The following is a 23,360-nucleotide window of genomic DNA, read 5'->3' as shown; positions in this document are numbered from 1 at the left end:
TCATTTCAACGAGAGCAGGGTCGATGCCAGCTGCCTTTCCCCCCGATTCTGTTGGTCTGGTGACGCCGCAAACGGCGCACTTCAGCGAACCGCTGGCCCTGGCCTGCGGCCGTTCGCTGGCCGCTTATGACCTGATCTACGAAACCTACGGCACGCTGAACGCGCAAGCGAGCAACGCCGTGTTGATCTGCCACGCCTTGTCCGGCCACCACCATGCCGCTGGTTATCACAGCGTCGACGACCGCAAGCCCGGTTGGTGGGACAGCTGCATCGGCCCCGGCAAACCGATCGACACCAGCAAGTTCTTCGTGGTCAGCCTGAACAACCTCGGTGGTTGCAACGGCTCCACCGGCCCGAGCAGCCTCAACCCGGACACCCGCAAGCCGTTCGGCGCCGACTTCCCGGTGCTGACCGTGGAAGACTGGGTGCACAGCCAGGCGCGCCTGGCCGACCTGCTCGGCATCGGCCAGTGGGCCGCGGTGATCGGCGGCAGCCTCGGCGGCATGCAGGCGCTGCAATGGACCATCACGTATCCGGATCGCGTGCGCCACTGCCTGGCCATCGCCTCGGCCCCCAAGCTGTCGGCGCAGAACATCGCCTTCAACGAAGTGGCGCGTCAGGCGATTCTCACCGACCCCGAGTTCCACGGCGGCTCGTTCCAGGAACAGGGCGTGATCCCCAAGCGTGGGCTGATGCTGGCGCGGATGGTCGGGCACATCACCTACCTGTCCGACGACTCCATGGGCGAGAAATTCGGCCGTGGCCTGAAGAGCGAAAAACTCAACTACGACTTCCACAGCGTCGAGTTCCAGGTCGAAAGTTACCTGCGCTATCAGGGCGAAGAGTTCTCCGGGCGCTTCGATGCCAACACCTATCTGTTGATGACCAAGGCGCTGGACTACTTCGATCCGGCGGCGAACTTCGACGATAACCTGGCGAAAACCTTCGAAGGTGCAAAAGCCAAGTTCTGCGTGATGTCGTTCACCACCGACTGGCGCTTCTCCCCGGCCCGATCGCGGGAACTGGTGGATGCGCTGATGGCAGCGCGCAAGGACGTCAGCTACCTGGAAATCGACGCCCCCCAGGGCCACGACGCCTTCCTGATTCCGATCCCGCGCTATTTGCAGGCGTTCGGCAATTACATGAACCGAATCACGTTGTGAGAAAGCCATGAGAGCTGATCTGGAAATCATCCAGGAATGGATCCCCGCCGGCAGCCGCGTGCTCGACCTCGGCTGCGGTGACGGCGAGTTGCTGACCTGGCTGCGCGACCACAAGCAAGTCACCGGTTATGGCCTGGAAAACGACCCGGACAACATCGCCGAGTGCGTGGCCAAGGGCATCAACGTCATCGAGCAGGACCTGGACAAGGGCCTGGGCAACTTCGCCAGCAACAGCTTCGACGTAGTCGTGATGACCCAGGCCCTGCAAGCCGTGCACTACCCGGACAAGATCCTCGACGAAATGCTGCGGGTCGGTCGCCAGTGCATCATCACCTTCCCCAACTTCGGCCACTGGCGCTGCCGCTGGTACTTGGCGAGCAAGGGCCGGATGCCGGTGTCCGAGTTCCTGCCGTACACCTGGTACAACACGCCGAACATCCACTTCTGCACCTTCGAAGACTTTGAAGAACTTTGCCGCGAACGTGAGGCGAAGGTCATTGATCGGCTTGCCGTGGATCAACAGCACCGCCACGGGTGGGCCAGTAAGCTATGGCCTAATCTGTTAGGTGAGATCGGTATCTACCGCGTCAGCAGCCCGGGGCTGCAGGATCACAAAATCGCGGTCTGAACCACGACATTGCGAGGAGAACGAACATGGGACGCTTGATTACCGCGCTATTGGCCGCCTGCCTGAGCCTCTCGGCCATGGCTGCCGACGTCATCAAAGGCGAGCGCCAGGAAACTTTCGGCGACGTGACGGTGCACTACAACACCTTCAACTCGACCTACCTGCAACCGGACATCGCCAAGGCTGCCGAGCTGATCCGCAGCAAGAATCAGGGCGTGATCAATGTCTCGGTGATCAAGGACGGCAAGCCGCTGACCGCCAATGTCACCGGCACGGTGAAAGATCTGACTAGCCAGACCGTGACCCTGAATTTCCGCCAGGTCACCGAACAGGGCGCGATCTATTACATCGCCCAGTACCCGGTGGAACAGCAGGAAACCCGCACCTTTGAAATCAAGGTGCAGAACGGCGACAAGATCAACACCATCAATTTCAACCAAGAGCTTTTCCCCGGCGAATGATGAACCTCAAGCAACTCGTACTGGCCAGCCATAACGCCGGCAAACTCAAGGAACTCCAGGCCATGCTCGGCGAATCGGTGCATCTGCGCTCGATCGGCGAGTTCAGCAGCGTGGAACCGGAAGAAACCGGTCTGTCGTTCGTCGAGAACGCGATCCTCAAGGCCCGCAATGCCGCACGCATCTCCGGGCTGCCGGCGCTGGCCGACGATTCGGGTCTGGCGGTGGACTTCCTCGGCGGTGCGCCGGGCATCTACTCGGCGCGCTACGCCGACGGCAAGGGCGACGCGGCGAACAACGCCAAGCTGCTCGACGCCTTGAAGGATGTGCCTGAAGCCGAGCGCGGCGCGCAGTTCGTCTGTGTGCTGGCGCTGGTGCGTCACGCTGACGATCCGCTGCCGATTCTGTGCGAAGGCTTGTGGCACGGGCGTATCCTGACCGCCGCGAGCGGTGAGCACGGTTTCGGCTACGACCCGCTGTTCTGGGTGCCGGAGCGTAACGTGTCCAGCGCCGAGCTGAGCCCGAGCGACAAGAACCAGATCAGCCACCGCGCCCGTGCAATGGATCTGCTGCGCCAGCGTCTGGGCTTGAAATGACCGATAGCTCCTCCGCGTCGTCGCTGATCGTCGGTGGCGCCGCCTCCTCGCCTCGGGCGCCGTTGCCGACGCTGCCGCCCCTGGCGCTGTACATCCACATCCCGTGGTGTGTGCGCAAATGTCCGTATTGCGACTTCAACTCCCACACCGCCAGCCCGGTGCTGCCGGAACAGGAATACGTCGACGCGTTGCTTGCCGACCTCGATCAGGATCTGCACGCGGTGTACGGCCGGGAGTTGAGTTCGATCTTCTTTGGCGGCGGTACGCCGAGCCTGTTCAGTGCCGAAGCACTGGGACGCTTGCTGGAAGGCGTGAAACAACGCATCCCGTTTGCCGAGGACATCGAAATCACCCTGGAAGCCAACCCCGGGACTTTCGAGCAAGAGAAGTTCGTCGCCTACCGCAAACTGGGGATCAATCGCCTGTCGATCGGTATCCAGAGCTTCCAGCAGGAAAAGCTCAAGGCCCTCGGCCGCATCCATAACGGCGACGAAGCGGTACGCGCCGCCAGCATGGCGCGCCAGGCCGGGTTCGATAACTTCAACCTCGACTTGATGCACGGCTTGCCGGACCAGTCGCTGGACGATGCCCTGAGCGATCTGCGCCAGGCCATCGAGCTGAAACCGACGCACATTTCCTGGTATCAGCTGACGCTGGAGCCGAACACCGTGTTCTGGAACCATCCGCCGGTGCTGCCGGAAGACGACACGTTGTGGGACATTCAGGAAGCCGGACAGGCGCTGCTGGCCGAACACGGTTACGCGCAATACGAAGTCTCCGCTTACGCCCAACCGGGTCGCCCGGCGCGACATAACCTCAATTACTGGAGTTTCGGCGACTTCATCGGCATCGGTGCCGGCGCCCACGGCAAGCTCAGCCATCCGGACGGGCGCATCGTGCGCACGTGGAAGACGCGCTTGCCGAAGGACTACCTCAACCCGGCCAAAAGCTTCCAGGCCGGCGAGAAAGCCCTGACCAACGACGAGATGCCGTTCGAATTCCTGATGAACGCCCTGCGCCTGACTGCCGGCGTCGAATCGCGCCTGTACCCCGAGCGCACCGGCCTGCCGCTGGAAAGCCTCGACGAACACCGCCGTGAGGCCGAACAAAGCGGTCTGTTGCAGGTCGAACCGTCACGTCTGGCGGCCACCGAGCGCGGACAACTCTTTCTCAACGATTTGCTGCAGAAATTTCTGAGCTGAATGGCTCCCGGGGAAACCGCATGGATTTGATACTCGACCTGCTCGCCACTGTCTCCCGCTGGAGCCGCAGCAATCTCTCGGAAATCGCGCTGGCCCTGGTGGGCTGCCTGCTGGTGCTGTTCGGCGCCGACTTCAAAGGCTGGGTCGAGCAACGCCTGGGCAGCATCGCCGGCGCCCTGCGCGTCCCGCTGATGGCTCTGCTGTGCATGGTCGGCAGCGGCGCGGCGCTGATCTACGCCACACCTTGGGTAGTGAAAGGGTTGAGCCAGTTCAACAACTACAGTCTGGCGCCGGTGCTGTTGGTGGTGCTCGTTTTGATCGGTGTAGTCGCCGATCGCCGCTGAATACAGACAGGGAAGTTCATGAGCAAGAAACTGCTGGACGAAACAAGCAAATTTCTCAGCTTCGTGCTGCGTCATGAGCCACAGGCGATCGGCCTGACGCTGGATTCAGAAGGCTGGGCGAACATCGACGCCTTGATCGATGGCGCGGCACGGGACGGTAGAACGCTGGATCGCGCGCTGATCGAAAACGTCGTGGCCAGCAGTGACAAAAAGCGCTTTTCGATCTCTCCGGACGGTCAGTCGATTCGCGCCGTACAGGGCCACTCGACGAAAAGCGTGGAGCTGCAGTTCGAAGAAAAGCAGCCTCCGGAAACGCTCTATCACGGCACCGCGACACGTTTCATGGACTCGATCAACGAACAGGGATTGATCCCGGGATCACGTCATCACGTGCATCTTTCCCAGGAAACCGCCACGGCTTCGGCGGTCGGGCAACGTTACGGAACGGTCGTGATTCTGCAAGTCGCCGCGCGACAGATGCAGGAGCAGGGGTTCAAGTTCTATCAGGCCGAGAATGGTGTTTGGCTGACCGAGCGGGTACCGGCAAAATTCCTTTCTACGATGTAATGACCGAGTACTGCTAAAACAACTGTGGGAGCCAATGGCTCCCACAGTTTTTTATTGCATAAGGCTTAAGCGAGCTTTTCGAACTTCAGATCCCACACGCCATGCCCAAGACGTTCGCCGCGGCGTTCGAACTTGGTGATCGGGCGCTCGGCCGGGCGTGGTACGCACTTGCCGTCTTCGGCGAGGTTGCGATAGCCCGGGGCGACGTTCATCACTTCCAGCATGTATTCGGCATACGGTTCCCAGTCGGTGGCCATGTGCAGGATGCCGCCGACTTTCAGCTTGCTACGCACCAGCTCAGCGAAGGACGCCTGAACGATGCGGCGCTTGTGGTGACGGCTCTTGTGCCACGGATCCGGGAAGAACAGCATCAAGCGGTCGAGGCTGTTGTCGGCGATGCAGCGGTTGAGCACTTCGATCGCGTCGCAATCGTAGACCCGCAGGTTGGTCAGGCCCTGGGTCAGTACGCCATTGAGCAGCGCGCCGACACCCGGACGGTGAACCTCGACACCGATGAAATCCTGTTCCGGCGCAGCGGCTGCCATTTCCAGCAGCGAGTGGCCCATGCCGAAACCGATCTCCAGCGAACGCGGCGCGGAACGGCCGAACACCTGATCGTAATCCACCGGTGCATCGGCCAGCGGCAGGACGAACTTCGGCGCGCCCTGATCCAGGCCGCGCTGCTGGCCTTCGGTCATGCGCCCGGCGCGCATCACGAAACTCTTGATGCGGCGGTGTTGGCGCTCGTCGCCTTCTTCCGTCTGGATTGGCGTGTCGTTCGATTCAGTCATCAATAGCTCTTACTTGATCAGACCATCCAGCGGCGAAGAGGCGCTGGCATAGAGTTTTTTCGGCATGCGGCCGGCGAGGTAGGCCAGGCGGCCCGCGACGATCGCGTGTTTCATGGCTTCGGCCATCATGATCGGCTGCTGGGCGTGGGCGATGGCCGAGTTCATCAGCACGGCGTCACAGCCCAGTTCCATGGAGATGGTGGCGTCGGAAGCGGTACCGACACCGGCATCCACCAGCACCGGGATCTTGGCTTCTTCGAGGATGATCTGCAGGTTGTACGGGTTGCAGATCCCCAGGCCCGAACCGATCAGACCGGCCAGCGGCATGACCGCGATGCAGCCGATTTCCGCCAGTTGCCGGGCGATGATCGGGTCATCACTGGTGTAAACCATCACGTCGAAACCTTCCTTGACCAGCACTTCGGCGGCCTTGAGGGTTTCGATCACGTTGGGGAACAGGGTTTTCTGGTCGGCCAGCACTTCCAGCTTCACCAGATTGTGGCCATCGAGCAGCTCACGGGCCAGGCGGCAGGTGCGCACGGCTTCGACCGCGTCGTAGCAGCCGGCGGTGTTCGGCAGGAAGGTGTAGCGATCCGGCGACAGCACTTCGAGCAGGTTCGGCTCGCCTTCGATCTGGCCCAGGTTGGTGCGGCGCACCGCGAAGGTGACGATCTCGGCACCCGAGGCTTCGATGGCCAGGCGGGTTTCTTCCATGTCACGGTACTTGCCGGTACCGACCAGCAAACGCGACTGGTAAGTACGACCGGCCAGAACGAAAGGCTTGTCGCTACGAACGATGCTCATGGGAAATCCTCTGTTGGGGTGAGGGTCTTGCAGAATTCTCGGCCCATGCAGGCCGGACGGCTAGCCGCCGCCGATGGCGTGCACCACTTCGACGTTGTCGCCGTCGTTCAAAGTGGTGTCGGCATGCTGGCTGCGCGGGACGATATCCAGATTGAGTTCGACCGCGACGCGGCGTCCGGTCAGGTCCAGACGGGTCAGCAGGGCCGCAACGGTTTCACCGTCGGGCAGTTCAAAGGATTCACCATTCAACTGAATGCGCATGCGCAACGCCGCCATCACTTTTTAGGGGGTGGCATTCTAGCCCGATCATGACCTAAAGGTCAGCACCAAGCGTCAAGCGGTTGGCTGCAGGCGCCAGGCGGCGAGTCCGAGGCACAGCCAGCCGATCAGGAACGCCAGGCCACCGAACGGAGTGATAATGCCGAGCTTGCCGATGCCGACGGTGGTCAGCAGGTACAGGCTGCCCGAGAACAGCAGGATGCCGATGCTGAACGAGATACCGGCCCAGGCGACCAGGCGCCCCTGAAGCTGGGTGGCCAGCAGCGCCACGCCGAACAGCGCCAGCGCGTGCACCAGCTGATAGGTGACGCCGGTATGGAAGATCGCGAGGTACTCGGGGGTCAGGCGGTTTTTCAGGCCATGGGCGGCGAATGCGCCAAGGCCGACACCGGTGAAACCAAAGAAGGCAGCCAGCATCAGAAAGCTACGCAGCATGTAGAACTCCACTCAGACTCGATCGGCAGGGTCTGTATAATGGCCCGCTCAACCGGTTCGGCCAAGCCATCTCTATGCTGCGTTTATTTCTCCGTCGTTTCACGAAGGCCCTGCTCTGGTTCGCGGGCGGCAGCGTATTGCTGGTATTGGTGTTTCGCTTTGTGCCACCGCCGGGCACGGCGCTGATGGTCGAGCGCAAGATCGAATCCTGGGTCGACGGCGAGCCGATCGATCTGCAACGCACCTGGAAGCCGTGGGACGAGATCTCCGATGACCTGAAGGTGGCGGTGATTGCCGGCGAAGACCAGAAATTCCCCGAGCACTGGGGTTTTGACCTGAGTGCGATCAAGGCCGCACTGGCCCACAACGAACTCGGCGGTTCGATACGCGGTGCCAGCACCTTGAGCCAGCAAGTGTCGAAGAACCTGTTTTTGTGGTCGGGCCGCAGCTATCTGCGTAAAGGTCTTGAGGCTTGGTTTACTGCGCTGATCGAAGTGTTCTGGCCAAAGCAGCGGATTCTTGAGGTGTACCTGAACAGTGTCGAGTGGGATGACGGCGTGTTTGGCGCTGAAGCGGCGGCACGGCATCACTTTGGCGTTTCTGCCAAGTCATTGTCCCGGCAGCAGGCGAGCTATCTGGCAGCCGTGCTGCCGAATCCGCGGGTCTGGAGCGCCAGTCACCCGACTTCCTATGTTTCGCGCCGGGCCGGCTGGATTCGCCAGCAGATGAGCCAGCTGGGTGGCGACAGCTATCTGCTGACACTCGATGATTCACGCCGCGCACCCTGGGCCCAATGAGTTTCTGAAGCGCACACAAAAACGCCCCGATCATCACTGATCGGGGCGTTTTTTATTGCCGGACTACCGGTTACGCGGCAATCGACAACTTGAGCTTGTTCATCGCGCTCTTCTCGAGCTGACGGATCCGCTCGGCCGACACGTTGTATTTCTGCGCCAGGTCGTGCAGCGTGGCTTTCTCTTCTGCCAGCCAGCGCTGGTAGAGGATGTCACGGCTGCGTTCGTCCAGCACTTCCAGCGCTTCGTGCAGGTTGTGATTGGAGTTGTCGCTCCAGTCGGCATCTTCCAGCTGACGCGCCGGGTCGTACCGGTGGTCTTCCAGGTAGTTGGCCGGCGACTGGAAAGCACTGTCGTCGTCGGCTTCGGCGGCCGGGTCGAAGGCCATGTCATGGCCGGTCAGGCGACTTTCCATCTCACGCACTTCACGGGGCTCGACGCCGAGGCTTTCCGCCACACGGTGGACTTCCTCGTTGTTCAGCCAGGCCAGACGTTTCTTCTGGCTGCGCAGGTTGAAGAACAGCTTGCGCTGGGCCTTGGTGGTCGCGACTTTCACGATCCGCCAGTTGCGCAGGATGAACTCATGAATCTCGGCCTTGATCCAGTGCACCGCAAAGGACACCAGACGCACGCCCATTTCCGGGTTGAAACGCTTAACGGCCTTCATCAGGCCGACGTTGCCTTCCTGGATCAGGTCAGCCTGAGCCAGACCGTAGCCGGAATAGCTACGGGCAATGTGTACGACAAATCGCAGGTGGGCGAGCACCATCTGCCGAGCCGCCCCAAGATCCTGCTCATAGTAGAGACTCTCGGCCAGTTCACGCTCCTGCTCCGGCGTCAGCAATGGAATGCTGTTGACGGTGTGCACATAGGCTTCCAGGTTTGCGCCCGGAACCAATGCATACGCAGGTTGCAAAGAATTGGTCATACGAAAAAACCTCCGACTTACATACTCGCGCCTTTCGGCACTGCGAAAAATTGACCGGGAACTCAGGTACAAGTTCCCAAAAAACCGCAAGGTCAATCACGCGCAAAAAAGATTCTACTTCGGCGCCAGCTCCCTGAGATGACGTGCGACTGCAATCCATGCACCGATATAACCCAACAGCACCGCGCCAAGCAAGAGCGACAGACCGTCGGCAACTGGCACTCCGGCCAGTGCGAAATCACTGCCGTACAAGCCGGCCAGCCCAACCACCGCGTCGTTCAGCCAGTTCAGGCCGAACGCCAGCACACCCCAGGACAGCAGCCCCGCACCGAAACCATACAACGCGCCCATATAAAGGAAGGGACGACGCACATAGCTGTCGGTGCCGCCGACGAGTTTAATCACTTCTATCTCTGTGCGGCGGTTTTCAATATGAAGACGAATGGTATTGCCTATCACCAAAAGTAATGCGGAAACCAGCAACACCGTCAGACCGAAGACAAAGCGGTCGCCGAGCTTGAGGATGGCGGCCAGACGCTCGACCCAGACTAGATCAAGTTGCGCCTGTTGTACCTTGGGCAGCTCGGAAAGTTTTTGTCTTAATGCTTCCAGGGTCGGCTTGTCGACCTCGTTCGGCGTCACCAGCACAACGCCCGGCAGCGGGTTTTCCGGCAGCTCGCGCAGGGCTTCGCCCAATCCGGACTGTTGCTGGAACTCTTCCAGCGCCTGGTCGCGGCCGACATATTCAGCATCAGCTACGCCCGGCATGCCTTTGATCTGATCCCGCAATGCTTCACCCTGGGCCGGGCTGGCCTCGAGCTCCAGATACAGCGAGATCTGAGCCGCACGCTGCCAGGAACCGCCCAAGCGCTCGACGTTGTTCAGCAACAACGACAGGCCCATCGGCAGGCTCAGCGCAACCGCCATCACCATGCAGGTGAAGAAGCTGCCAATCGGCTGCTTGCCGAGACGGCGCAGGCTGTCCAGCAGGCTGGCACGGTGGCTTTCGATCCAGGCGTGGAACAGCGTGGCGAAATCCGGACCATCGTCCTCGTCGTGCTTTTTCTTCTTCGGCGGCTGCGGATCGGCGGCCTTCGGGGCCACGCGCTCGGAAACCTTCGGACTACGTGTTGCACTCATTCGCCAGCCTCCCCGTCGCCGATCAATCGGCCGCGTTGCAGGGTCAGCATGCGATGGCGCATGCGCGCAATCAGGGCCAGGTCGTGACTGGCGATCAGCACGCTGGTGCCCAGACGGTTGATGTCTTCGAATACGCCCATGATCTCGGCCGCCAGACGCGGGTCGAGGTTACCGGTCGGTTCGTCCGCCAGCAGCAGGGCCGGGCGGTGCACGATGGCACGGGCGATGCCGACGCGCTGTTGCTGACCGGTAGACAGGTCGCCGGGGTACAGATCGGTCTTGTCCGACAGCGCCACGCGCTCCAGTGCCGAATCGACGCGCTTGGCGATTTCCGCCTTGGACAGCCCGAGGATCTGCAACGGCAGCGCGACGTTGTTGAACACCGTGCGATCAAACAACAGTTGATGGTTCTGGAACACCACACCGATCTGCCGGCGCAGGAACGGAATCTGCGCATTGCTGATGGTGCTCAGGTCTTGTCCGGCCAGCAGCAGTTTGCCGCTGGTCGGACGCTCCATCGCCAGCAACAGGCGCAACAACGTGGATTTACCGGCACCGGAGTGGCCGGTGACAAACAGGAACTCGCCGCGACGGACTCGAAAGCTCAGCTCATGCAAGCCGACGTGACCGTTCGGGTAGCGCTTACCGACCTGTTCGAAACGAATCATGAACGCTCCCGCTCGGCAAACAGTGCCTGGACAAAGGGTTCGGCTTCAAAGGTACGCAGATCGTCGATGCCTTCACCGACGCCGATGTAGCGGATCGGCAGGCCGAATTGCTTGGCCAGGGCGAAAATCACCCCGCCCTTGGCGGTGCCGTCGAGCTTGGTCAGCGCCAGGCCGGTCAGTTCGACGGTCTGGTTGAATTGCTTGGCCTGGTTGATGGCGTTCTGACCGGTGCCGGCGTCGAGCACCAGCAGCACTTCGTGCGGCGCATCGGCGTCGAGCTTGCCGATCACCCGGCGAACCTTCTTCAGTTCTTCCATCAGGTTGTCTTTGGTGTGCAGACGACCGGCGGTGTCGGCGATCAACACATCGATGCCACGGGCCTTGGCGGCCTGCACGGCGTCGAAGATCACCGAAGCCGAGTCCGCGCCCGTGTGCTGGGCGATCACCGGAATCTTGTTGCGCTCGCCCCAGACCTGCAACTGCTCGACCGCCGCAGCGCGGAAGGTGTCACCGGCGGCGAGCATGACTTTCTTGCCTTCCAGTTGCAGCTTCTTGGCCAGCTTGCCGATGGTGGTGGTCTTGCCGGCGCCGTTGACGCCGACCACGAGAATCACGAACGGCTTGTTCTGCGAAGCAATTTTCAGCGGCTGCTCGACCGGTTTGAGCATCGCGGCCAGCTCGGCCTGCAGGGATTTGTACAGGGCGTCGGAATCGGCCAGCTCTTTACGTGCGACCTTCTGGGTCAGGCGCTGAATGATCACCGAAGTCGCTTCGACGCCGACGTCGGCGGTCAGCAGGCGGGTTTCGAGGTCGTCGAGCAGATCGTCATCAATGGCTTTCTTGCCGAGGAACAGGCTGGCCATGCCCTCGCCGATGCTGGCGCTGGTCTTCGACAGGCCTTGCTTGAGGCGGGCGAAGAAGCCGGCCTTGGTTTCTTCGGTGCGCGGAGCCTCAACCGGAGTTTCGACGACAGCGACTGGCGCTGCGACGACCGGTGCAGGTGCAGGTGCAGGTGCAGGTGCAGGCTCGGGCGCAGTGACAATCGGCGCAACCGGCGCAGCGACCACCGGCTCGGGAATGACAGGAGCAGGTTCGACCACCGGCGCTTGAACAGGCTCGGGAGTGAATGCAACCGCTGCCGGAATCGGCGGCGTGATGTGCGGCGCAGCCTCTTCGACCAGCGCCACCGGCTCTTCCGCCACGGGCAAGGTCAGCCATGGCTGGGCAGCCGGAGTCAGCGGCAGTTCAGCGGCAGCCGGCACTTCAGGCTCGGCTTCGGCCACCGTTTGCAACACCGGCTCGGCAATCGGCAGCACAACCGGAGCCGGCACTTCTTCTATTACCGGAGCGGGCGCCGGGGCTGGCTCAGGAATGGCAGTCGGCTGTTCGACGACGGGTTCCTGCGGCTTTTTGCGCAGCCATCCGAACAGGCTTTTCTTCTCGCCAGCCGCAGCTGGGGTCTTCTTGTCGTCGTTGGAACCAAACATGGAGGACGGCTATCTCACGGTAGCGACGCGCCACAGGGGCGCCCCGGCAAATAAATATTCGATGCAGAACAGACTGTGTTTCACCCAGCTTGTTCACGCGCAACATTTTGTCGAGGCGCCAAAAGCACCTCAAAGGTCTGTAAATACGAAGGACTGGAACGGCATCGTCGGCGAAAACGCAGAGCTTAGCTGACAAACTCAACGCTTCTGCCGGTAACCCGTACAACCTATAGACCGATCAGTGGCCTGATAGGCGTGGCCGCCAGTAAAACGGATCAGTATCCTAGCACCTCCTCGCCCGCCTAGGCTAAGACCAAGCGGGCAGCCGAACAGGTTTAAAAACGAATGAATGCTCTAGCCCGCCGCGCCGCAGGCCTGCTGCTCAGCACAGTCTGCCTGCCCCTTTCGGCCCTGGCGGCCGATCCGCAACCGACCCACGAATTCACCCTCGACAACGGTCTGAAAGTCGTCGTGCGCGAAGACCATCGCGCGCCAGTGGTGGTATCGCAGGTCTGGTACAAGGTCGGTTCCAGCTACGAAACTCCGGGCCAGACCGGTCTGTCCCATGCCCTTGAGCACATGATGTTCAAGGGCAGCGAGAAAGTCGGGCCCGGTGAAGCCTCGCTGATCCTGCGCGACCTCGGCGCCGAAGAGAACGCCTTCACCAGCGATGACTTCACCGCCTACTACCAGGTGCTGGCCCGTGACCGACTGGGCGTAGCCTTCGAACTGGAAGCCGACCGCATGGCCAATCTGCGCCTGCCGGCCGACGAGTTCGCCAAGGAAATCGAAGTCATCAAGGAAGAGCGCCGTCTGCGCACTGACGACAAACCGATGTCCAAGGCCTACGAGCGCTACAAGGCCATGGCTTACCCGGCCAGCGGCTACCACACGCCGACCATCGGCTGGATGGCCGACCTCGACCGGATGAAAGTCGAAGAGCTGCGCCACTGGTATCAGTCCTGGTATGTGCCGAACAACGCCACGCTGGTGGTGGTCGGCGACGTGACCCCGGACGAAGTGAAAACCCTCGCCCAGCGCTACTTCGGGCCGATCCCGAAACGCGACGTGCCACCGGCGAAGCAACCGCTGGAACTGGCCGAACCCGGCGAACGCCAGATCACCCTGCATGTGCAGACCCAATTGCCCAGCCTGATGCTCGGTTTCAACGTGCCGAGCCTGGCCACGGCCGAAGACAAACGCTCGATCAACGCCTTGCGCCTGATCTCGGCGCTGCTGGACGGCGGTTACAGCGGACGCATCCCGACCCAGCTGGAGCGCGGCGAAGAGCTGGTGTCCGGCGGCTCGTCGAGCTACGACGCCTACACTCGCGGCGACAGCCTGTTCACCCTGTCGGCCACGCCGAACACCCAGAAGAAAAAGACCATGGCCCAGGCTGAAGCCGGCCTGTGGAAACTCCTGGAACAGCTGAAAACCACCGCACCGTCCGCTGAAGAGCTGGAGCGCGTGCGGGCGCAAGTCATCGCCGGCCTGGTCTTCGAACGCGATTCGATCACCAGCCAGGCCACCGCCATCGGCCAACTGGAGACCGTCGGTCTGTCGTGGAAATTGATGGACACAGAACTGGCCGATCTGGAAAGCGTCACCCCGCAAGACATCCAGAACGCCGCCAAGCTGTATTTCACCCGCGAACGTCTCAGCGTCGCCCACGTCCTGCCCCTGGAGACGACTCATGAGTGAGCGCAAAACCCCACGCCTGTTGCTCGGTCTGATCGCCGTGGCAGTCATTGGCTCCGCCGCGCTGTATCTGGCGCCGAGCGACAACAGCAAGGCCAGCGAAGCGCTGGATAACGCCAAGTCCAGCCAGAAGCTGCAATCGCTGGCCGAACTCGACGGCAAGGCCCCGGCCAGCCGCAAGCTCGACGTGCAGACCTGGAACACCGCCGAAGGCGCCAAGGTGCTGTTCGTCGAGGCTCGCGAACTGCCGATGTTCGACATGCGCCTGATCTTCTCCGCCGGCAGCAGCCAGGACGGCAACGCGCCGGGCCTGGCCCTGCTGACCAATGCCATGCTCAACGAAGGCGTGGCGGGCAAGGATGTCGGCGCCATCGCCCAGGGCTTCGAAGGCCTGGGCGCGGATTTCGGCAACGGCGCCTACAAGGACATGGCCATTGTTTCGTTGCGCAGCCTGAGTGCCACCGACAAACGCGAGCCGGCACTGAAACTGTTCTCGGAAGTGATCGGCAAGCCGACCTTCCCCGCTGACTCCTTCGCACGCATCAAGAACCAGATGCTCGCCGGTTTCGAGTACCAGAAACAGAACCCCGGCAAACTCGCCAGCCTGGAGTTGATGAAGCGCCTGTACGGCGATCACCCGTACGCGCACTCCAGCGATGGCAGCGCGCAAAGCGTGCCGAAGATCACCCTGGCGCAACTGCGTGAGTTCCATGCCAAGGCCTATGCCGCCGGTAACGTGGTGATTGCACTGGTCGGCGACCTGTCCCGCAGCGAAGCCGAGGCGATTGCCAATCAGGTCTCCGCCGCCCTGCCGAAAGGCCCGGCGCTGGTGAAGATCGCCCAGCCGCAGGAGCCGAAGGCCAGCGTCGGCCACATCGAATTCCCGTCGAAGCAGACCAACCTGATGCTCGCACAACTGGGCATCGACCGTGACGACCCGGACTACGCCGCACTGTCGATGGGCAACCAGATCCTCGGCGGCGGTGGTTTCGGCACTCGCTTGATGAGCGAAGTTCGCGAGAAGCGCGGCCTGGCCTACGGCGTGTATTCGGCATTCAGCCCGATGCAGGCGCGCGGCCCGTTCATGATCAATCTGCAAACCCGCGCGGAAATGAGCGAAGGCACCCTGAAACTGGTGCAGGACGTGCTTGCCGATTACTTGAAGACCGGCCCGACCCAGAAAGAACTCGATGACGCCAAGCGTGAACTGGCCGGCAGCTTCCCGCTGTCCACTGCGAGCAACGCCGATATCGTCGGCCAGCTCGGCGCCATGGGTTTCTACAACCTGCCGCTGAGCTATCTGGACGACTTCATGCGTCAGTCCCAGAGCCTGACCGTCGAGCAGGTCCGCGACGCCCTGAACAAACACTTGAGCACGGACAAAATGGTCATCGTCAGCGCTGGCCCGACCGTGCCGCAAAAGCCGTTACCGGCCCCATCTGATAAACCTGCCGAGCAGCCGCTCGGGGTTCCGGAGCATTAATGGCCAGTCCAAAGAAACCTGTACAAAAACTGCACAACGGTGTGAACCAGTTGCGCATCATCGGCGGCGAGTGGCGCAGCCGCAAACTGAGCTTCCCGGATGCACCGGGCCTGCGCCCGACGCCGGACCGTGTGCGTGAAACCCTGTTCAACTGGCTCGCGCCATACGTTGCCGGGGCCAAGGTTCTCGACCCGTTCGCCGGCAGCGGCGCGCTGTTTCTGGAAGCGCTGTCCCGTGGCGCGTCCATGGGCCAGGCGCTGGATGCCAGCCATGTCGCGGTCTCCAGCCTGAAAGAACACCTCGGCACCCTGCGCTGCACCAACGGCCAGGTGCAGACCGCCGATGCCTTGCGCTACCTGGAAACCCAGACCGCGACCGCGTTCGACCTGGTGTTCCTCGACCCGCCCTTTAACCAGAACTTGCTGCCGTCCGTCTGCACGTTGCTGGAAGAGCGCCAATGGCTGGCCGATGATTCGTGGATCTACACTGAAAGCGAAACCGCGCCATCGACCCTCGGCCTGCCAGGCAACTGGCGCCTGCACCGCGAGCAGAAATCCGGGCGGGTGTACTACGCGTTGTGGCAACGTATGGCAGTGATCGCCGGTTAACCGACCGGCCTGAAAAAGCGGCGAGCCTCAGCCGAGGCTCGCTGCGCTGCATCGAGAGCAATCGTGTCCCCTTCGTCAAAACCGTTCATCCCCGCCTTCGGCCTCGGCAATCCGCACCTGCAAACGTTGTGGGGACCGCTGTGGCGCAAGACCGTACACCTTGATCGCCAGCGCGAACGCCTGTGGCTGGAGGATGGCGATTTCCTCGACCTCGACTGGCACGGCCCGCACAGCGCCGAGGCGCCGCTGGTGCTGGTGCTGCACGGGCTGACCGGCTCTTCCAACTCGCCTTACGTCGCCGGGATTCAGGCAGCGCTCGCCGCCCGAGGCTGGGCCAGCGTCGCATTGAACTGGCGTGGTTGCTCGGGCGAGCCGAACCTGTTGCCGCGCAGCTACCATTCCGGCGCCAGCGAAGACCTTGCCGAAACCATCAAGCACCTGAAAGCCAAGCGGCCATTGGCGCCGCTGTATGCGGTCGGCTACTCCCTCGGTGGTAACGTGCTGCTCAAGCATCTGGGGGAAACCGGCAGTGCCAGCGGCGTGCTCGGCGCGGTGGCGGTGTCGGTACCGTTTCGACTGGATCAATGCGCCGACCGTATCGGCCAGGGGTTTTCGAAGGTCTATCAGGCGCACTTCATGCGTGAAATGGTCGCCTACATCAAGAACAAGCAGCGCCAGTTCCAGCACGACGGCCGCGAGGAGGGTCTTGCCGCACTGGCCGCCCTTGGCTCACTGGAAAACATGCGCACTTTCTGGGATTTCGATGGCCGGGTGACCGCGCCACTGCACGGTTTTGCCGATGCCGAGGATTATTATCGTCGGGCATCGAGCCGCTACTTTCTGGGCGAGATCCGTACGCCGACCTTGATCATTCAGGCAGCGGACGATCCCTTCGTGTTTCCCCACAGCCTGCCTTCGGCCAGTGAACTGTCGAGCTCGACCGCATTCGAATTGCAGGCCCGGGGCGGGCATGTCGGCTTCGTCGACGGCTCATTCCGCCAACCGGGTTATTACCTGGAACGGCGCATTCCCCAGTGGCTGGCCGAAACGGGGCACGGGTGAGGTCATGAGCGATCAGGGCGAGTCGATCCGTTTCTGGCAAACCGCGCCGCTGGCCGGCGTCGAGCTGCTCTCGGCGCGCTACATCGAGCATCGCTTCGCCCCGCATGTCCACGACGGCTACGTGATCGGCATGATCATGGCCGGCGCCCAGCGCTACCGTTATCGCGGTGCCGAACACCTCGCTGGCAGCGGCACGCTGGTGCTGATCAACCCGGACGAATTGCACACCGGCCACAAAGGCACAGAGGACGGCTGGCTGTACCGGGCGTTCTATCCGGATACCGACAAGATTGTTTCGCTGCTTGAAGAACTGGAGCTGCCAACCGCGCCAATGCCGGCCTTTGGCGCGACGCTGTATCGCGATCCGGATCTGGTCAACGGCTTCAGCCAGTTGCACCGTTTGCTGGAAAGCCCCGCCACCGCGCTGCAACAGCAGACGGTGTGGCGCGAAATGATGATGTTGCTGCTGCAACGTCACGCGGCGGTGCAGATCAACGGTAAACCCGGAAAAGAGCACCGCGCAGTGGTGATGGCCAAGGAATTGCTACAGGCGCAACTGGCGGCGCCCCCCTCACTGGAAGAGCTGGCGGCGGCGGTAAACCTCTCGCCCTTCCACTTCGCCCGGGTATTCCGCCGCGCCACCGACATGCCGCCGCACACCTGGCTGATGCAGCAACGAATTGCCTGCGCGCGGGGTTTGTTGCAGAGCGGCTGCCTGCCGGTGGAAGTCGCCACGCAACTGGGCTTTGCCGACCAGAGTCATCTGAGCCGGCAGTTCAAACAGGTTTATGGCGTGGGGCCGGCGGCCTATCGCAGTGCGCGGCTGGACCGCTGAACGCGCTTACTCGCCGGTGGCGATACCGCGCGAAGGTTCGTTGATCCACTCGCTCCACGACCCGGCATACAGCGTACCCAACGGATAACCCGCCAAACACAGGGCGAACAGGTTGTGACACGCCGTCACCCCGGAACCGCAATAAGCCACCAGATCGTTCGGCGAACGCTCGCCGAGTTTCGCGGCAAAGCGCTGCTTGAGCTGATCGACCGGCAAGAAACGTCCATCACTGCCCAGATTCTCGGTAAACGCTGCGCATTGCGCACCGGGAATGTGCCCGGCAATCGGGTCGATAGGCTCCACTTCACCCTTGAAGCGCGGCAAGGCGCGGGCATCGAGCAGGGTCAGAGTCGGTTGGCCGAGGCGCTGCTGCAATTGCTCGGCGCTGAGCAGCAGATGCTTGTCCGGGTGCCCGCTGAACGTCCCGCGCGCCACCGAAGGCGCATCCAGGCTCAGCGGCAGACCGGCCGCGTGCCAGGCCTTGAGCCCACCGTCGAGAATGAACACGCCGTCGCGCTTGCCCAGCCATGCCAGCAACCACCAGGCCCGTGCCGCGTAGGCGCCGGGGCCGTCGTCATACAGAACCACGTCGCTGTCGTTGTTGATACCGAAAGCTTGCAGACGCTCGATCAACGCCGCCGGCTCCGGCAGCGGATGACGTCCGGTCACGCCCTTGGTCACCGGCCCGCTCAGGTCGCGTTCAAGATCGGCGAAACTCGCCCCGGCAATGTGCCCTTCGGCATAGCTGCGCTGGCCGTAATCCGGGTCTTCGAGGGCAAAACGGCAATCGAGAATCACCAGCCCCGGTTGCTCCTTGCGGGCATCCAGCGTGGTCGGGCTGATCAGTTGCGCAATCGGCATAGCGAACGACTCCTGTGAGCGGATGGGTCAGGACCTTTCTTCGAGGGCCTGGGCCAACGGTACGTAGAATTCTTCGAACAGTGCATTGACCTCGTCGCGGGCTTGCTCGGTGACAAATCCCGCTTCCAGCACCAGCACCTGATACACGCCGCGTTTAATGGCCTGCTCGCTGAGGTGGTTGGAGTTTTCCCGGGTGGTGCACAGAAAACGTACCCAGGAGGTGAGGATGATCCACGCGTTGAGGGTCAGGGATTCGATCTGCACCCGGTCCATTTTCAGGATGCCGGCGGCGACAAAGCCTTCATAGATCGCCGCCCCCTGGATCACGCAGCGCTGGGAAAAGCGCCGATAACGCCCGGCAAGGTCCGGGTCGCTGTCGAGCAGGTGCTCCAGATCCCGGTGCAGAAAGCGGTAGCGCCACATCGCCGACAGCAGTTCCTTGAGGTAGAAACGCTTGTCTTCGACCGTCGCCGCACGCCCCTGAGGCGGGCGCAGGAAGCTGTCCACCAGGCTTTCGTACTCACTGAACAACACGGCGATGATCGCCTGCTTGTTGGGGAAGTGGTAGTACAGGTTGCCCGGAGAAATCTCCATGTGGGCCGCGATGTGATTGGTGCTGATGCTGCGCTCGCCCTGCTGATTGAACAGCTCGAGGCTGTTCTGCACGATGCGCTCGCTGGTTTTGATCCGTGGGGCCATGGCTTGAGCTTTAATTCAGAGTGCGTTGGGGGGCATCTTACGACCTAACCGGAACGGGATAAAACCATGATGCCCAAGGAAGTCATTTGACTTTCTAGAGCATAGACTCTAGAAAGTTCCTCACGACAACAAATCCGGAGCCGACAATGACCGCCGATATTGCCTACCTGCAATCGTTGCAACAGCCGCTGGAAGAGCTCAACCGGTTGTTCGACGCGCAGCGCGCCGCCTACGCCGCCAACCCGATGCCGCCTGCCGCCCAGCGTCAGCAGTGGCTCAAGGCCTTGCGCGATCTGTTGAGCAACGAACGGCAGGCATTGATCGAGGCGATCAGTTCGGATTTCAGCCATCGCAGCGCGGATGAAACCCTGCTTGCCGAGCTGATGCCGAGCCTGCACGGTATTCATTACGCCAGTCGGCATATCAGCCAATGGATGAAGCCTTCGCGGCGCAAGGTCGGCGTCGCATTTCAGCCAGCGTCGGCAAAAGTCGTGTATCAGCCGCTGGGCGTGGTCGGCGTGATCGTGCCGTGGAACTACCCGTTGTTCCTGGCCATGGGCCCACTGACCGGCGCGCTCGCAGCAGGCAACCGGGTGATGCTCAAGTTGAGCGAATCGACCCCGGCCACCGGTCTGCTGCTCAAGGATTTGCTGGCGCGGATCTTTCCTGAAGATCTGGTCTGCGTGGTGCTCGGCGAAGCCGACGTCGGTGTGGCCTTCTCGAAATTGCGCTTTGATCACCTGCTGTTCACCGGCGCCACCAGCATCGGCAAGCACGTGATGCGCGCAGCGGCGGAAAACCTCACGCCAGTGACCCTGGAGCTGGGCGGCAAGTCGCCGGCCATCGTCTCCCTCGACGTGCCGCTCAATGACGCCGCCGAACGCATCGCCTTCGGCAAGACCCTCAACGCCGGCCAGACCTGCGTGGCGCCGGACTACGTATTGGTGCCGGAAGAACGGGTCGGTGGTTTCGTCGAGGCCTATCGCCAGGCCGTGCGCGGGTTTTATCCGACCCTCGCCAACAACCCGGACTACACCGCGATCATCAACGAACGCCAACTGGCGCGGCTCAACAGTTACCTCAGCGACGCCACCAGCAAGGGCGCGCTGCTGATTCCGCTGTTCGAGCAGGGCCAGGGCCGACGCATGCCGCACAGCCTGCTGCTGAATGTCAGCGACGAGATGACGGTGATGCAGGACGAAATCTTCGGCCCGCTGCTGCCGATCGTGCCGTACCGGGACCTGGATCAGGCATTTGCTTACATCAATCAGCGCCCACGTCCTCTGGCTCTTTACTACTTCGGCTACGACAAACGCGAACAGAACCGCGTGCTCCACGAAACCCACTCCGGCGGCGTCTGCCTCAACGACACGCTGCTGCATGTGGCCCAGGACGACATGCCGTTCGGCGGCATCGGGCCGTCGGGGATGGGCCATTACCACGGGCACGAAGGTTTTCTGACCTTCAGCAAGGCCAAGGGCGTGCTGGTTAAACAGCGCTTCAACGCGGCGAAGCTGATTTATCCGCCGTACGGCAAATCCATTCAGAAACTGATCCAGAAACTGTTCATTCGCTAACGTCACCGCCGGGTAATAACAACAATGCACCCAAGCCTGACCGAAACACCCGCCCTCTCGCGCCGTGGCCTGCTGAAATTCAGCCTCGGCGCCACGGCTTTCCTCGCCACCGCCGGCCTTGGCGCCAGTCTGAGCGGTTGCTCATCGAGTGTATCGGCCAACGGATTCGCCACGTTGCGCAGCGGTGACCTGCTGTTTTTGAGCGCGCTGATTCCGGTAATGCTCGATGGCGCCGTCGCGGTGGAAAAGATGCCCGCCGCTGTCGACGGAACCCTGAAGTCCCTGGACTACAGCCTCGATCGCCTGTCGCCGGAAATGCTCAAGCTCACCCGACAGCTGTTCGATGTGCTGGGCATGGCCGTGACCCGTGGACCGCTGACCGGCATCTGGGGCAGTTGGGAAAACGCTAGCCCCGAGGCGATCCGGCACTTTCTCGAGCGCTGGGAAAACAGCTCGTTGAGCCTGCTGCGCATGGGCCACAGCTCCCTGCAGCAAATGGTGATGATGGCCTGGTACACCCGCGCCGAATCCTGGGCCCACTGCGGATATCCCGGCCCACCTACGGTTTAAGACTCGCGCCTCCCCCGAACAATAATAAGAGAGCCTGATTGATGCCCGTACCCGACCCGTTTCGCGAAGGCCTTGCCCGTGGCTGGAAAACCTACAACGGCGCGCAACTGACCGATGACCTGACCCTGGAAACCGACGTAGCCATCATCGGCAGCGGTGCCGGCGGCGGCACCACGGCGGAAATCCTCAGCGCCGCCGGCTACAAGGTGTTGCTGATCGAAGAAGGCCCGCTCAAGACCAGCAGCGACTTCAAGATGCTGGAAGACAAGGCCTACAGCAGCCTCTATCAGGAAGGCATCGGCCGCATGAGCAAGGACGGCGCGATCACCATCCTTCAGGGTCGCGCGGTCGGCGGCACCACCCTGATCAACTGGACCTCGAGTTTTCGCACACCCGAACCGACCCTCGAACACTGGGCCAAGGAACACAACGTCAAAGGTCACAGCGCTGCCGACATGGCGCCGTGGTTCGAAAAAATGGAGCAACGCCTCGGCGTCGCCCCGTGGATGGTGCCGCCCAACGCCAACAACGACGTAATCCGCAAAGGCTGCGAACAACTCGGCTACAGCTGGCACGTGATCCCGCGCAACGTGCGCGGCTGCTGGAACCTCGGCTACTGCGGCATGGGCTGCCCGACCAACGCCAAACAATCGATGATGGTTACGACCATTCCGGCGACCCTGGAAAAGGGTGGTGAACTGCTTTATCTGGCCCGCGCCGAAAAACTGTTGATCAACGGCGACAAGGTCACCGGCCTGCAATGCGTGGCGATGGACGAACGCTGCGTCGAGCCGACCGGGCGCAAGATCACGGTCAAGGCCCGCCATTACGTGCTGGCCGGCGGCGGCATCAACAGCCCTGCCCTGCTGCTGCGCTCGGACGCGCCGGACCCGCATCAACGCCTCGGCAAGCGAACGTTCCTGCATCCGGTGAACATGTCCGCCGGGCGCTTCGACGAGGTCATCAACCCGTTTTACGGAGCACCGCAGTCGATCTACTCCGACCATTTCCAGTGGAAGGACGGCACCACCGGGCCGATGGCCTTCAAACTCGAAGTGCCGCCGCTGCACCCGGCGCTGGCCGCTACCTTGCTTGGCGGATTCGGCCAGGAAAACGCGCAGCACATGGCGGATCTTCCGCACACCCACGCCATGCTGGCGTTGCTGCGTGACGGCTTTCATCAGGACAGTGAGGGCGGCAGTGTCGAATTGCGCGGGGATGGTTCGCCGGTGCTCGATTATCAGGTGTCGTCCTACGCCTGGGACGGTTTGCGCCGGGCCTTCCACGTTATGGCCGAAATCCAGTTCGCCGGCGGCGCCAAAGCGGTGATGCCGATGCACGCCGATGCGCGTTATGTGAACAGCCTGGCCGAGGCCCGCAAAATGATCGACGGCCTGAGCCTTGAGCTGTATCGCACCCGCCTGGGCAGCGCCCACGTCATGGGCGGTTGTGCGATGGGCGAAGACCCGAAGACCGCTGTTACCGACAGCCTTGGCAGGCATCATCAGTTGCGTAATCTGTCGATTCACGACGGCTCGCTGTTCCCCACCAGCATCGGCGCCAACCCGCAGTTGTCGGTGTATGGTCTGACGGCGCAACTGGCGACATCCCTCGGCGAACGGCTGAAAAACCCGTGAAAAAGCCGAAGATTCGTACCGTCCATAGTGCTTTCTTACCCAAAAG

General features: G+C 62.1%; 26 protein-coding genes. 16 read left to right on the top strand and 10 right to left on the bottom strand.

The annotated features are described in order from the left end of the window. The first annotated feature begins 23 nt into the window (after window positions 1-23). From OQ248_RS12535 to OQ248_RS12505, 7 genes are read left to right on the top strand one after another with little or no spacing between them, the layout of a single operon-like run. Window positions 24-1,163, top strand: coding sequence for a homoserine O-acetyltransferase (locus OQ248_RS12535; RefSeq protein WP_265812984.1), 1,140 nt, complete (start codon window positions 24-26; stop codon window positions 1,161-1,163). Window positions 1,164-1,170: 7 nt separating this feature from the next. Beyond that, a complete protein-coding gene (gene metW / locus OQ248_RS12530; RefSeq protein ID WP_085709067.1) occupies window positions 1,171-1,791 on the top strand; it encodes a methionine biosynthesis protein MetW in 621 nt (206 codons plus the stop codon). A 26-nt stretch (window positions 1,792-1,817) separates the two neighbouring features. Continuing rightward, the gene (locus OQ248_RS12525) at window positions 1,818-2,252 is read left to right on the top strand and encodes a DUF4426 domain-containing protein (RefSeq protein ID WP_265812983.1); all 435 of its coding nucleotides are present in this window, start codon (window positions 1,818-1,820) and stop codon (window positions 2,250-2,252) included. Beyond that, window positions 2,249-2,845, top strand: a complete 597-nt coding sequence (gene rdgB / locus OQ248_RS12520; RefSeq protein ID WP_265812982.1) for an RdgB/HAM1 family non-canonical purine NTP pyrophosphatase — start codon at window positions 2,249-2,251, stop codon at window positions 2,843-2,845. Before OQ248_RS12525 ends, rdgB begins: the two co-directional genes overlap by 4 nt. Continuing rightward, window positions 2,842-4,047, top strand: coding sequence for a radical SAM family heme chaperone HemW (hemW, locus tag OQ248_RS12515; protein ID WP_265812981.1), 1,206 nt, complete (start codon window positions 2,842-2,844; stop codon window positions 4,045-4,047). Before rdgB ends, hemW begins: the two co-directional genes overlap by 4 nt. 20 nt (window positions 4,048-4,067) lie before the next feature. Then, window positions 4,068-4,391: a DUF3392 domain-containing protein gene (locus OQ248_RS12510; RefSeq protein WP_085709063.1), complete on the top strand. Its 324-nt coding sequence runs from the start codon at window positions 4,068-4,070 to the stop codon at window positions 4,389-4,391. An 18-nt stretch (window positions 4,392-4,409) separates the two neighbouring features. Next, window positions 4,410-4,958 carry an RNA 2'-phosphotransferase gene (locus OQ248_RS12505; protein ID WP_265812980.1) on the top strand — a complete coding sequence of 183 codons (549 nt, stop codon included), beginning with the start codon at window positions 4,410-4,412 and terminating at the stop codon, window positions 4,956-4,958. Window positions 4,959-5,023: 65 nt separating this feature from the next. On the opposite strand, the gene trmB is transcribed toward OQ248_RS12505, so the two are convergent. The 4 genes from trmB to OQ248_RS12485 form a co-directional block, all read right to left on the bottom strand. Next, on the bottom strand, window positions 5,024-5,749 hold the full coding sequence (trmB, locus tag OQ248_RS12500; protein ID WP_085646976.1) for a tRNA (guanosine(46)-N7)-methyltransferase TrmB: 726 nt from the start codon (window positions 5,747-5,749) through the stop codon (window positions 5,024-5,026). Between the two features lie 9 nt (window positions 5,750-5,758). Then, the gene (locus OQ248_RS12495) at window positions 5,759-6,553 is read right to left on the bottom strand and encodes a thiazole synthase (RefSeq protein WP_007953385.1); all 795 of its coding nucleotides are present in this window, start codon (window positions 6,551-6,553) and stop codon (window positions 5,759-5,761) included. Window positions 6,554-6,613: 60 nt separating this feature from the next. Then, window positions 6,614-6,814 (bottom strand): sulfur carrier protein ThiS, encoded by a 201-nt coding sequence (gene thiS, locus OQ248_RS12490; protein WP_007953386.1) that lies wholly within the window; start codon window positions 6,812-6,814, stop codon window positions 6,614-6,616. Window positions 6,815-6,886: 72 nt separating this feature from the next. Next, the gene (locus OQ248_RS12485) at window positions 6,887-7,267 is read right to left on the bottom strand and encodes a DUF423 domain-containing protein (RefSeq protein ID WP_085709061.1); all 381 of its coding nucleotides are present in this window, start codon (window positions 7,265-7,267) and stop codon (window positions 6,887-6,889) included. Between the two features lie 74 nt (window positions 7,268-7,341). Between OQ248_RS12485 and mtgA the strand changes: the two genes are divergently transcribed. After that, entirely contained in the window at window positions 7,342-8,064 is a 723-nt protein-coding gene (gene mtgA, locus OQ248_RS12480; protein ID WP_085709060.1) for a monofunctional biosynthetic peptidoglycan transglycosylase, read from the top strand. A 70-nt stretch (window positions 8,065-8,134) separates the two neighbouring features. Here the strand turns inward: mtgA and rpoH are convergent, their stop codons facing one another. From rpoH to ftsY, 4 genes are all read right to left on the bottom strand, one after another. Further along, a complete protein-coding gene (rpoH, locus tag OQ248_RS12475) occupies window positions 8,135-8,989 on the bottom strand; it encodes an RNA polymerase sigma factor RpoH (RefSeq protein WP_003229146.1) in 855 nt (284 codons plus the stop codon). Window positions 8,990-9,103: 114 nt separating this feature from the next. Further along, window positions 9,104-10,129 (bottom strand): permease-like cell division protein FtsX, encoded by a 1,026-nt coding sequence (ftsX, locus tag OQ248_RS12470; protein ID WP_085709059.1) that lies wholly within the window; start codon window positions 10,127-10,129, stop codon window positions 9,104-9,106. Beyond that, on the bottom strand, window positions 10,126-10,797 hold the full coding sequence (gene ftsE / locus OQ248_RS12465; RefSeq protein WP_008065082.1) for a cell division ATP-binding protein FtsE: 672 nt from the start codon (window positions 10,795-10,797) through the stop codon (window positions 10,126-10,128). Before ftsE ends, ftsX begins: the two co-directional genes overlap by 4 nt. Further along, window positions 10,794-12,284: a signal recognition particle-docking protein FtsY gene (gene ftsY, locus OQ248_RS12460; RefSeq protein ID WP_265812979.1), complete on the bottom strand. Its 1,491-nt coding sequence runs from the start codon at window positions 12,282-12,284 to the stop codon at window positions 10,794-10,796. Before ftsY ends, ftsE begins: the two co-directional genes overlap by 4 nt. Window positions 12,285-12,629: 345 nt before the next feature. Between ftsY and OQ248_RS12455 the strand changes: the two genes are divergently transcribed. The 5 genes from OQ248_RS12455 to OQ248_RS12435 all read left to right on the top strand — a co-directional run bounded on the left by OQ248_RS12455 (window position 12,630) and on the right by OQ248_RS12435 (window position 17,970). Next, window positions 12,630-13,985, top strand: coding sequence for a pitrilysin family protein (locus tag OQ248_RS12455; protein ID WP_114886107.1), 1,356 nt, complete (start codon window positions 12,630-12,632; stop codon window positions 13,983-13,985). Next, entirely contained in the window at window positions 13,978-15,465 is a 1,488-nt protein-coding gene (locus OQ248_RS12450; RefSeq protein ID WP_265812978.1) for a pitrilysin family protein, read from the top strand. The genes OQ248_RS12455 and OQ248_RS12450 overlap by 8 nt, the downstream gene beginning before the upstream one ends. Next, window positions 15,465-16,073, top strand: coding sequence for a 16S rRNA (guanine(966)-N(2))-methyltransferase RsmD (gene rsmD, locus OQ248_RS12445; RefSeq protein ID WP_265812977.1), 609 nt, complete (start codon window positions 15,465-15,467; stop codon window positions 16,071-16,073). The genes OQ248_RS12450 and rsmD overlap by 1 nt, the downstream gene beginning before the upstream one ends. Before the next feature lie 63 nt (window positions 16,074-16,136). Next, window positions 16,137-17,135: a hydrolase gene (locus OQ248_RS12440; protein ID WP_265812976.1), complete on the top strand. Its 999-nt coding sequence runs from the start codon at window positions 16,137-16,139 to the stop codon at window positions 17,133-17,135. A 4-nt stretch (window positions 17,136-17,139) separates the two neighbouring features. Beyond that, a complete protein-coding gene (locus OQ248_RS12435; RefSeq protein ID WP_265812975.1) occupies window positions 17,140-17,970 on the top strand; it encodes an AraC family transcriptional regulator in 831 nt (276 codons plus the stop codon). A gap of 6 nt (window positions 17,971-17,976) precedes the next feature. Here the strand turns inward: OQ248_RS12435 and OQ248_RS12430 are convergent, their stop codons facing one another. After that, entirely contained in the window at window positions 17,977-18,831 is an 855-nt protein-coding gene (locus OQ248_RS12430; RefSeq protein ID WP_265812974.1) for a sulfurtransferase, read from the bottom strand. 27 nt (window positions 18,832-18,858) lie between these two features. Further along, complete coding sequence (locus OQ248_RS12425; RefSeq protein WP_085709051.1) at window positions 18,859-19,530, bottom strand: TetR/AcrR family transcriptional regulator; 672 nt, start codon at window positions 19,528-19,530, stop codon at window positions 18,859-18,861. 146 nt (window positions 19,531-19,676) lie between these two features. Between OQ248_RS12425 and OQ248_RS12420 the strand changes: the two genes are divergently transcribed. The 3 genes from OQ248_RS12420 to OQ248_RS12410 are packed head-to-tail and all read left to right on the top strand — an operon-like array spanning window position 19,677 to window position 23,314. After that, window positions 19,677-21,107 (top strand): coniferyl aldehyde dehydrogenase, encoded by a 1,431-nt coding sequence (locus OQ248_RS12420; protein ID WP_265812973.1) that lies wholly within the window; start codon window positions 19,677-19,679, stop codon window positions 21,105-21,107. A 24-nt stretch (window positions 21,108-21,131) separates the two neighbouring features. After that, entirely contained in the window at window positions 21,132-21,677 is a 546-nt protein-coding gene (locus OQ248_RS12415; protein WP_265812972.1) for a twin-arginine translocation pathway signal protein, read from the top strand. Window positions 21,678-21,718: 41 nt separating this feature from the next. Beyond that, window positions 21,719-23,314 carry a GMC family oxidoreductase gene (locus OQ248_RS12410; protein ID WP_265812971.1) on the top strand — a complete coding sequence of 532 codons (1,596 nt, stop codon included), beginning with the start codon at window positions 21,719-21,721 and terminating at the stop codon, window positions 23,312-23,314. The last annotated feature ends 46 nt before the right edge of the window (window positions 23,315-23,360 follow it).

The sequence above is a fragment of the Pseudomonas sp. COW5 genome, from assembly GCF_026240005.1.
In the GTDB taxonomy this organism is placed as follows: domain Bacteria; phylum Pseudomonadota; class Gammaproteobacteria; order Pseudomonadales; family Pseudomonadaceae; genus Aquipseudomonas; species Aquipseudomonas kribbensis.
Note: the sequence above shows the minus strand (reverse complement) of the source record. Positions and strands in the feature narration are given on the sequence as shown.

Bases quoted from the DNA above. Each gene is read 5' to 3' on its own strand.
- OQ248_RS12485 (WP_085709061.1), bottom strand. From the start codon at position 7,267: ATGCTGCGTAGCTTTCTGATGCTGGCTGCCTTCTTTGGTTTCACCGGT.
- hemW (WP_265812981.1), top strand. From the start codon at position 2,842: ATGACCGATAGCTCCTCCGCGTCGTCGCTGATCGTCGGTGGCGCCGCC.
- OQ248_RS12450 (WP_265812978.1), top strand. From the start codon at position 13,978: ATGAGTGAGCGCAAAACCCCACGCCTGTTGCTCGGTCTGATCGCCGTG.
- rdgB (WP_265812982.1), top strand. From the start codon at position 2,249: ATGATGAACCTCAAGCAACTCGTACTGGCCAGCCATAACGCCGGCAAA.
- thiS (WP_007953386.1), bottom strand. From the start codon at position 6,814: ATGCGCATTCAGTTGAATGGTGAATCCTTTGAACTGCCCGACGGTGAA.
- rpoH (WP_003229146.1), bottom strand. From the start codon at position 8,989: ATGACCAATTCTTTGCAACCTGCGTATGCATTGGTTCCGGGCGCAAAC.
- ftsX (WP_085709059.1), bottom strand. From the start codon at position 10,129: ATGAGTGCAACACGTAGTCCGAAGGTTTCCGAGCGCGTGGCCCCGAAG.
- OQ248_RS12535 (WP_265812984.1), top strand. From the start codon at position 24: ATGCCAGCTGCCTTTCCCCCCGATTCTGTTGGTCTGGTGACGCCGCAA.
- rsmD (WP_265812977.1), top strand. From the start codon at position 15,465: ATGGCCAGTCCAAAGAAACCTGTACAAAAACTGCACAACGGTGTGAAC.
- OQ248_RS12430 (WP_265812974.1), bottom strand. From the start codon at position 18,831: ATGCCGATTGCGCAACTGATCAGCCCGACCACGCTGGATGCCCGCAAG.
- OQ248_RS12415 (WP_265812972.1), top strand. From the start codon at position 21,132: ATGCACCCAAGCCTGACCGAAACACCCGCCCTCTCGCGCCGTGGCCTG.
- OQ248_RS12505 (WP_265812980.1), top strand. From the start codon at position 4,410: ATGAGCAAGAAACTGCTGGACGAAACAAGCAAATTTCTCAGCTTCGTG.
- ftsE (WP_008065082.1), bottom strand. From the start codon at position 10,797: ATGATTCGTTTCGAACAGGTCGGTAAGCGCTACCCGAACGGTCACGTC.
- OQ248_RS12425 (WP_085709051.1), bottom strand. From the start codon at position 19,530: ATGGCCCCACGGATCAAAACCAGCGAGCGCATCGTGCAGAACAGCCTC.
- mtgA (WP_085709060.1), top strand. From the start codon at position 7,342: ATGCTGCGTTTATTTCTCCGTCGTTTCACGAAGGCCCTGCTCTGGTTC.
- OQ248_RS12510 (WP_085709063.1), top strand. From the start codon at position 4,068: ATGGATTTGATACTCGACCTGCTCGCCACTGTCTCCCGCTGGAGCCGC.
- OQ248_RS12420 (WP_265812973.1), top strand. From the start codon at position 19,677: ATGACCGCCGATATTGCCTACCTGCAATCGTTGCAACAGCCGCTGGAA.
- trmB (WP_085646976.1), bottom strand. From the start codon at position 5,749: ATGACTGAATCGAACGACACGCCAATCCAGACGGAAGAAGGCGACGAG.
- OQ248_RS12525 (WP_265812983.1), top strand. From the start codon at position 1,818: ATGGGACGCTTGATTACCGCGCTATTGGCCGCCTGCCTGAGCCTCTCG.
- OQ248_RS12495 (WP_007953385.1), bottom strand. From the start codon at position 6,553: ATGAGCATCGTTCGTAGCGACAAGCCTTTCGTTCTGGCCGGTCGTACT.
- ftsY (WP_265812979.1), bottom strand. From the start codon at position 12,284: ATGTTTGGTTCCAACGACGACAAGAAGACCCCAGCTGCGGCTGGCGAG.
- OQ248_RS12435 (WP_265812975.1), top strand. From the start codon at position 17,140: ATGAGCGATCAGGGCGAGTCGATCCGTTTCTGGCAAACCGCGCCGCTG.
- metW (WP_085709067.1), top strand. From the start codon at position 1,171: ATGAGAGCTGATCTGGAAATCATCCAGGAATGGATCCCCGCCGGCAGC.
- OQ248_RS12410 (WP_265812971.1), top strand. From the start codon at position 21,719: ATGCCCGTACCCGACCCGTTTCGCGAAGGCCTTGCCCGTGGCTGGAAA.
- OQ248_RS12455 (WP_114886107.1), top strand. From the start codon at position 12,630: ATGAATGCTCTAGCCCGCCGCGCCGCAGGCCTGCTGCTCAGCACAGTC.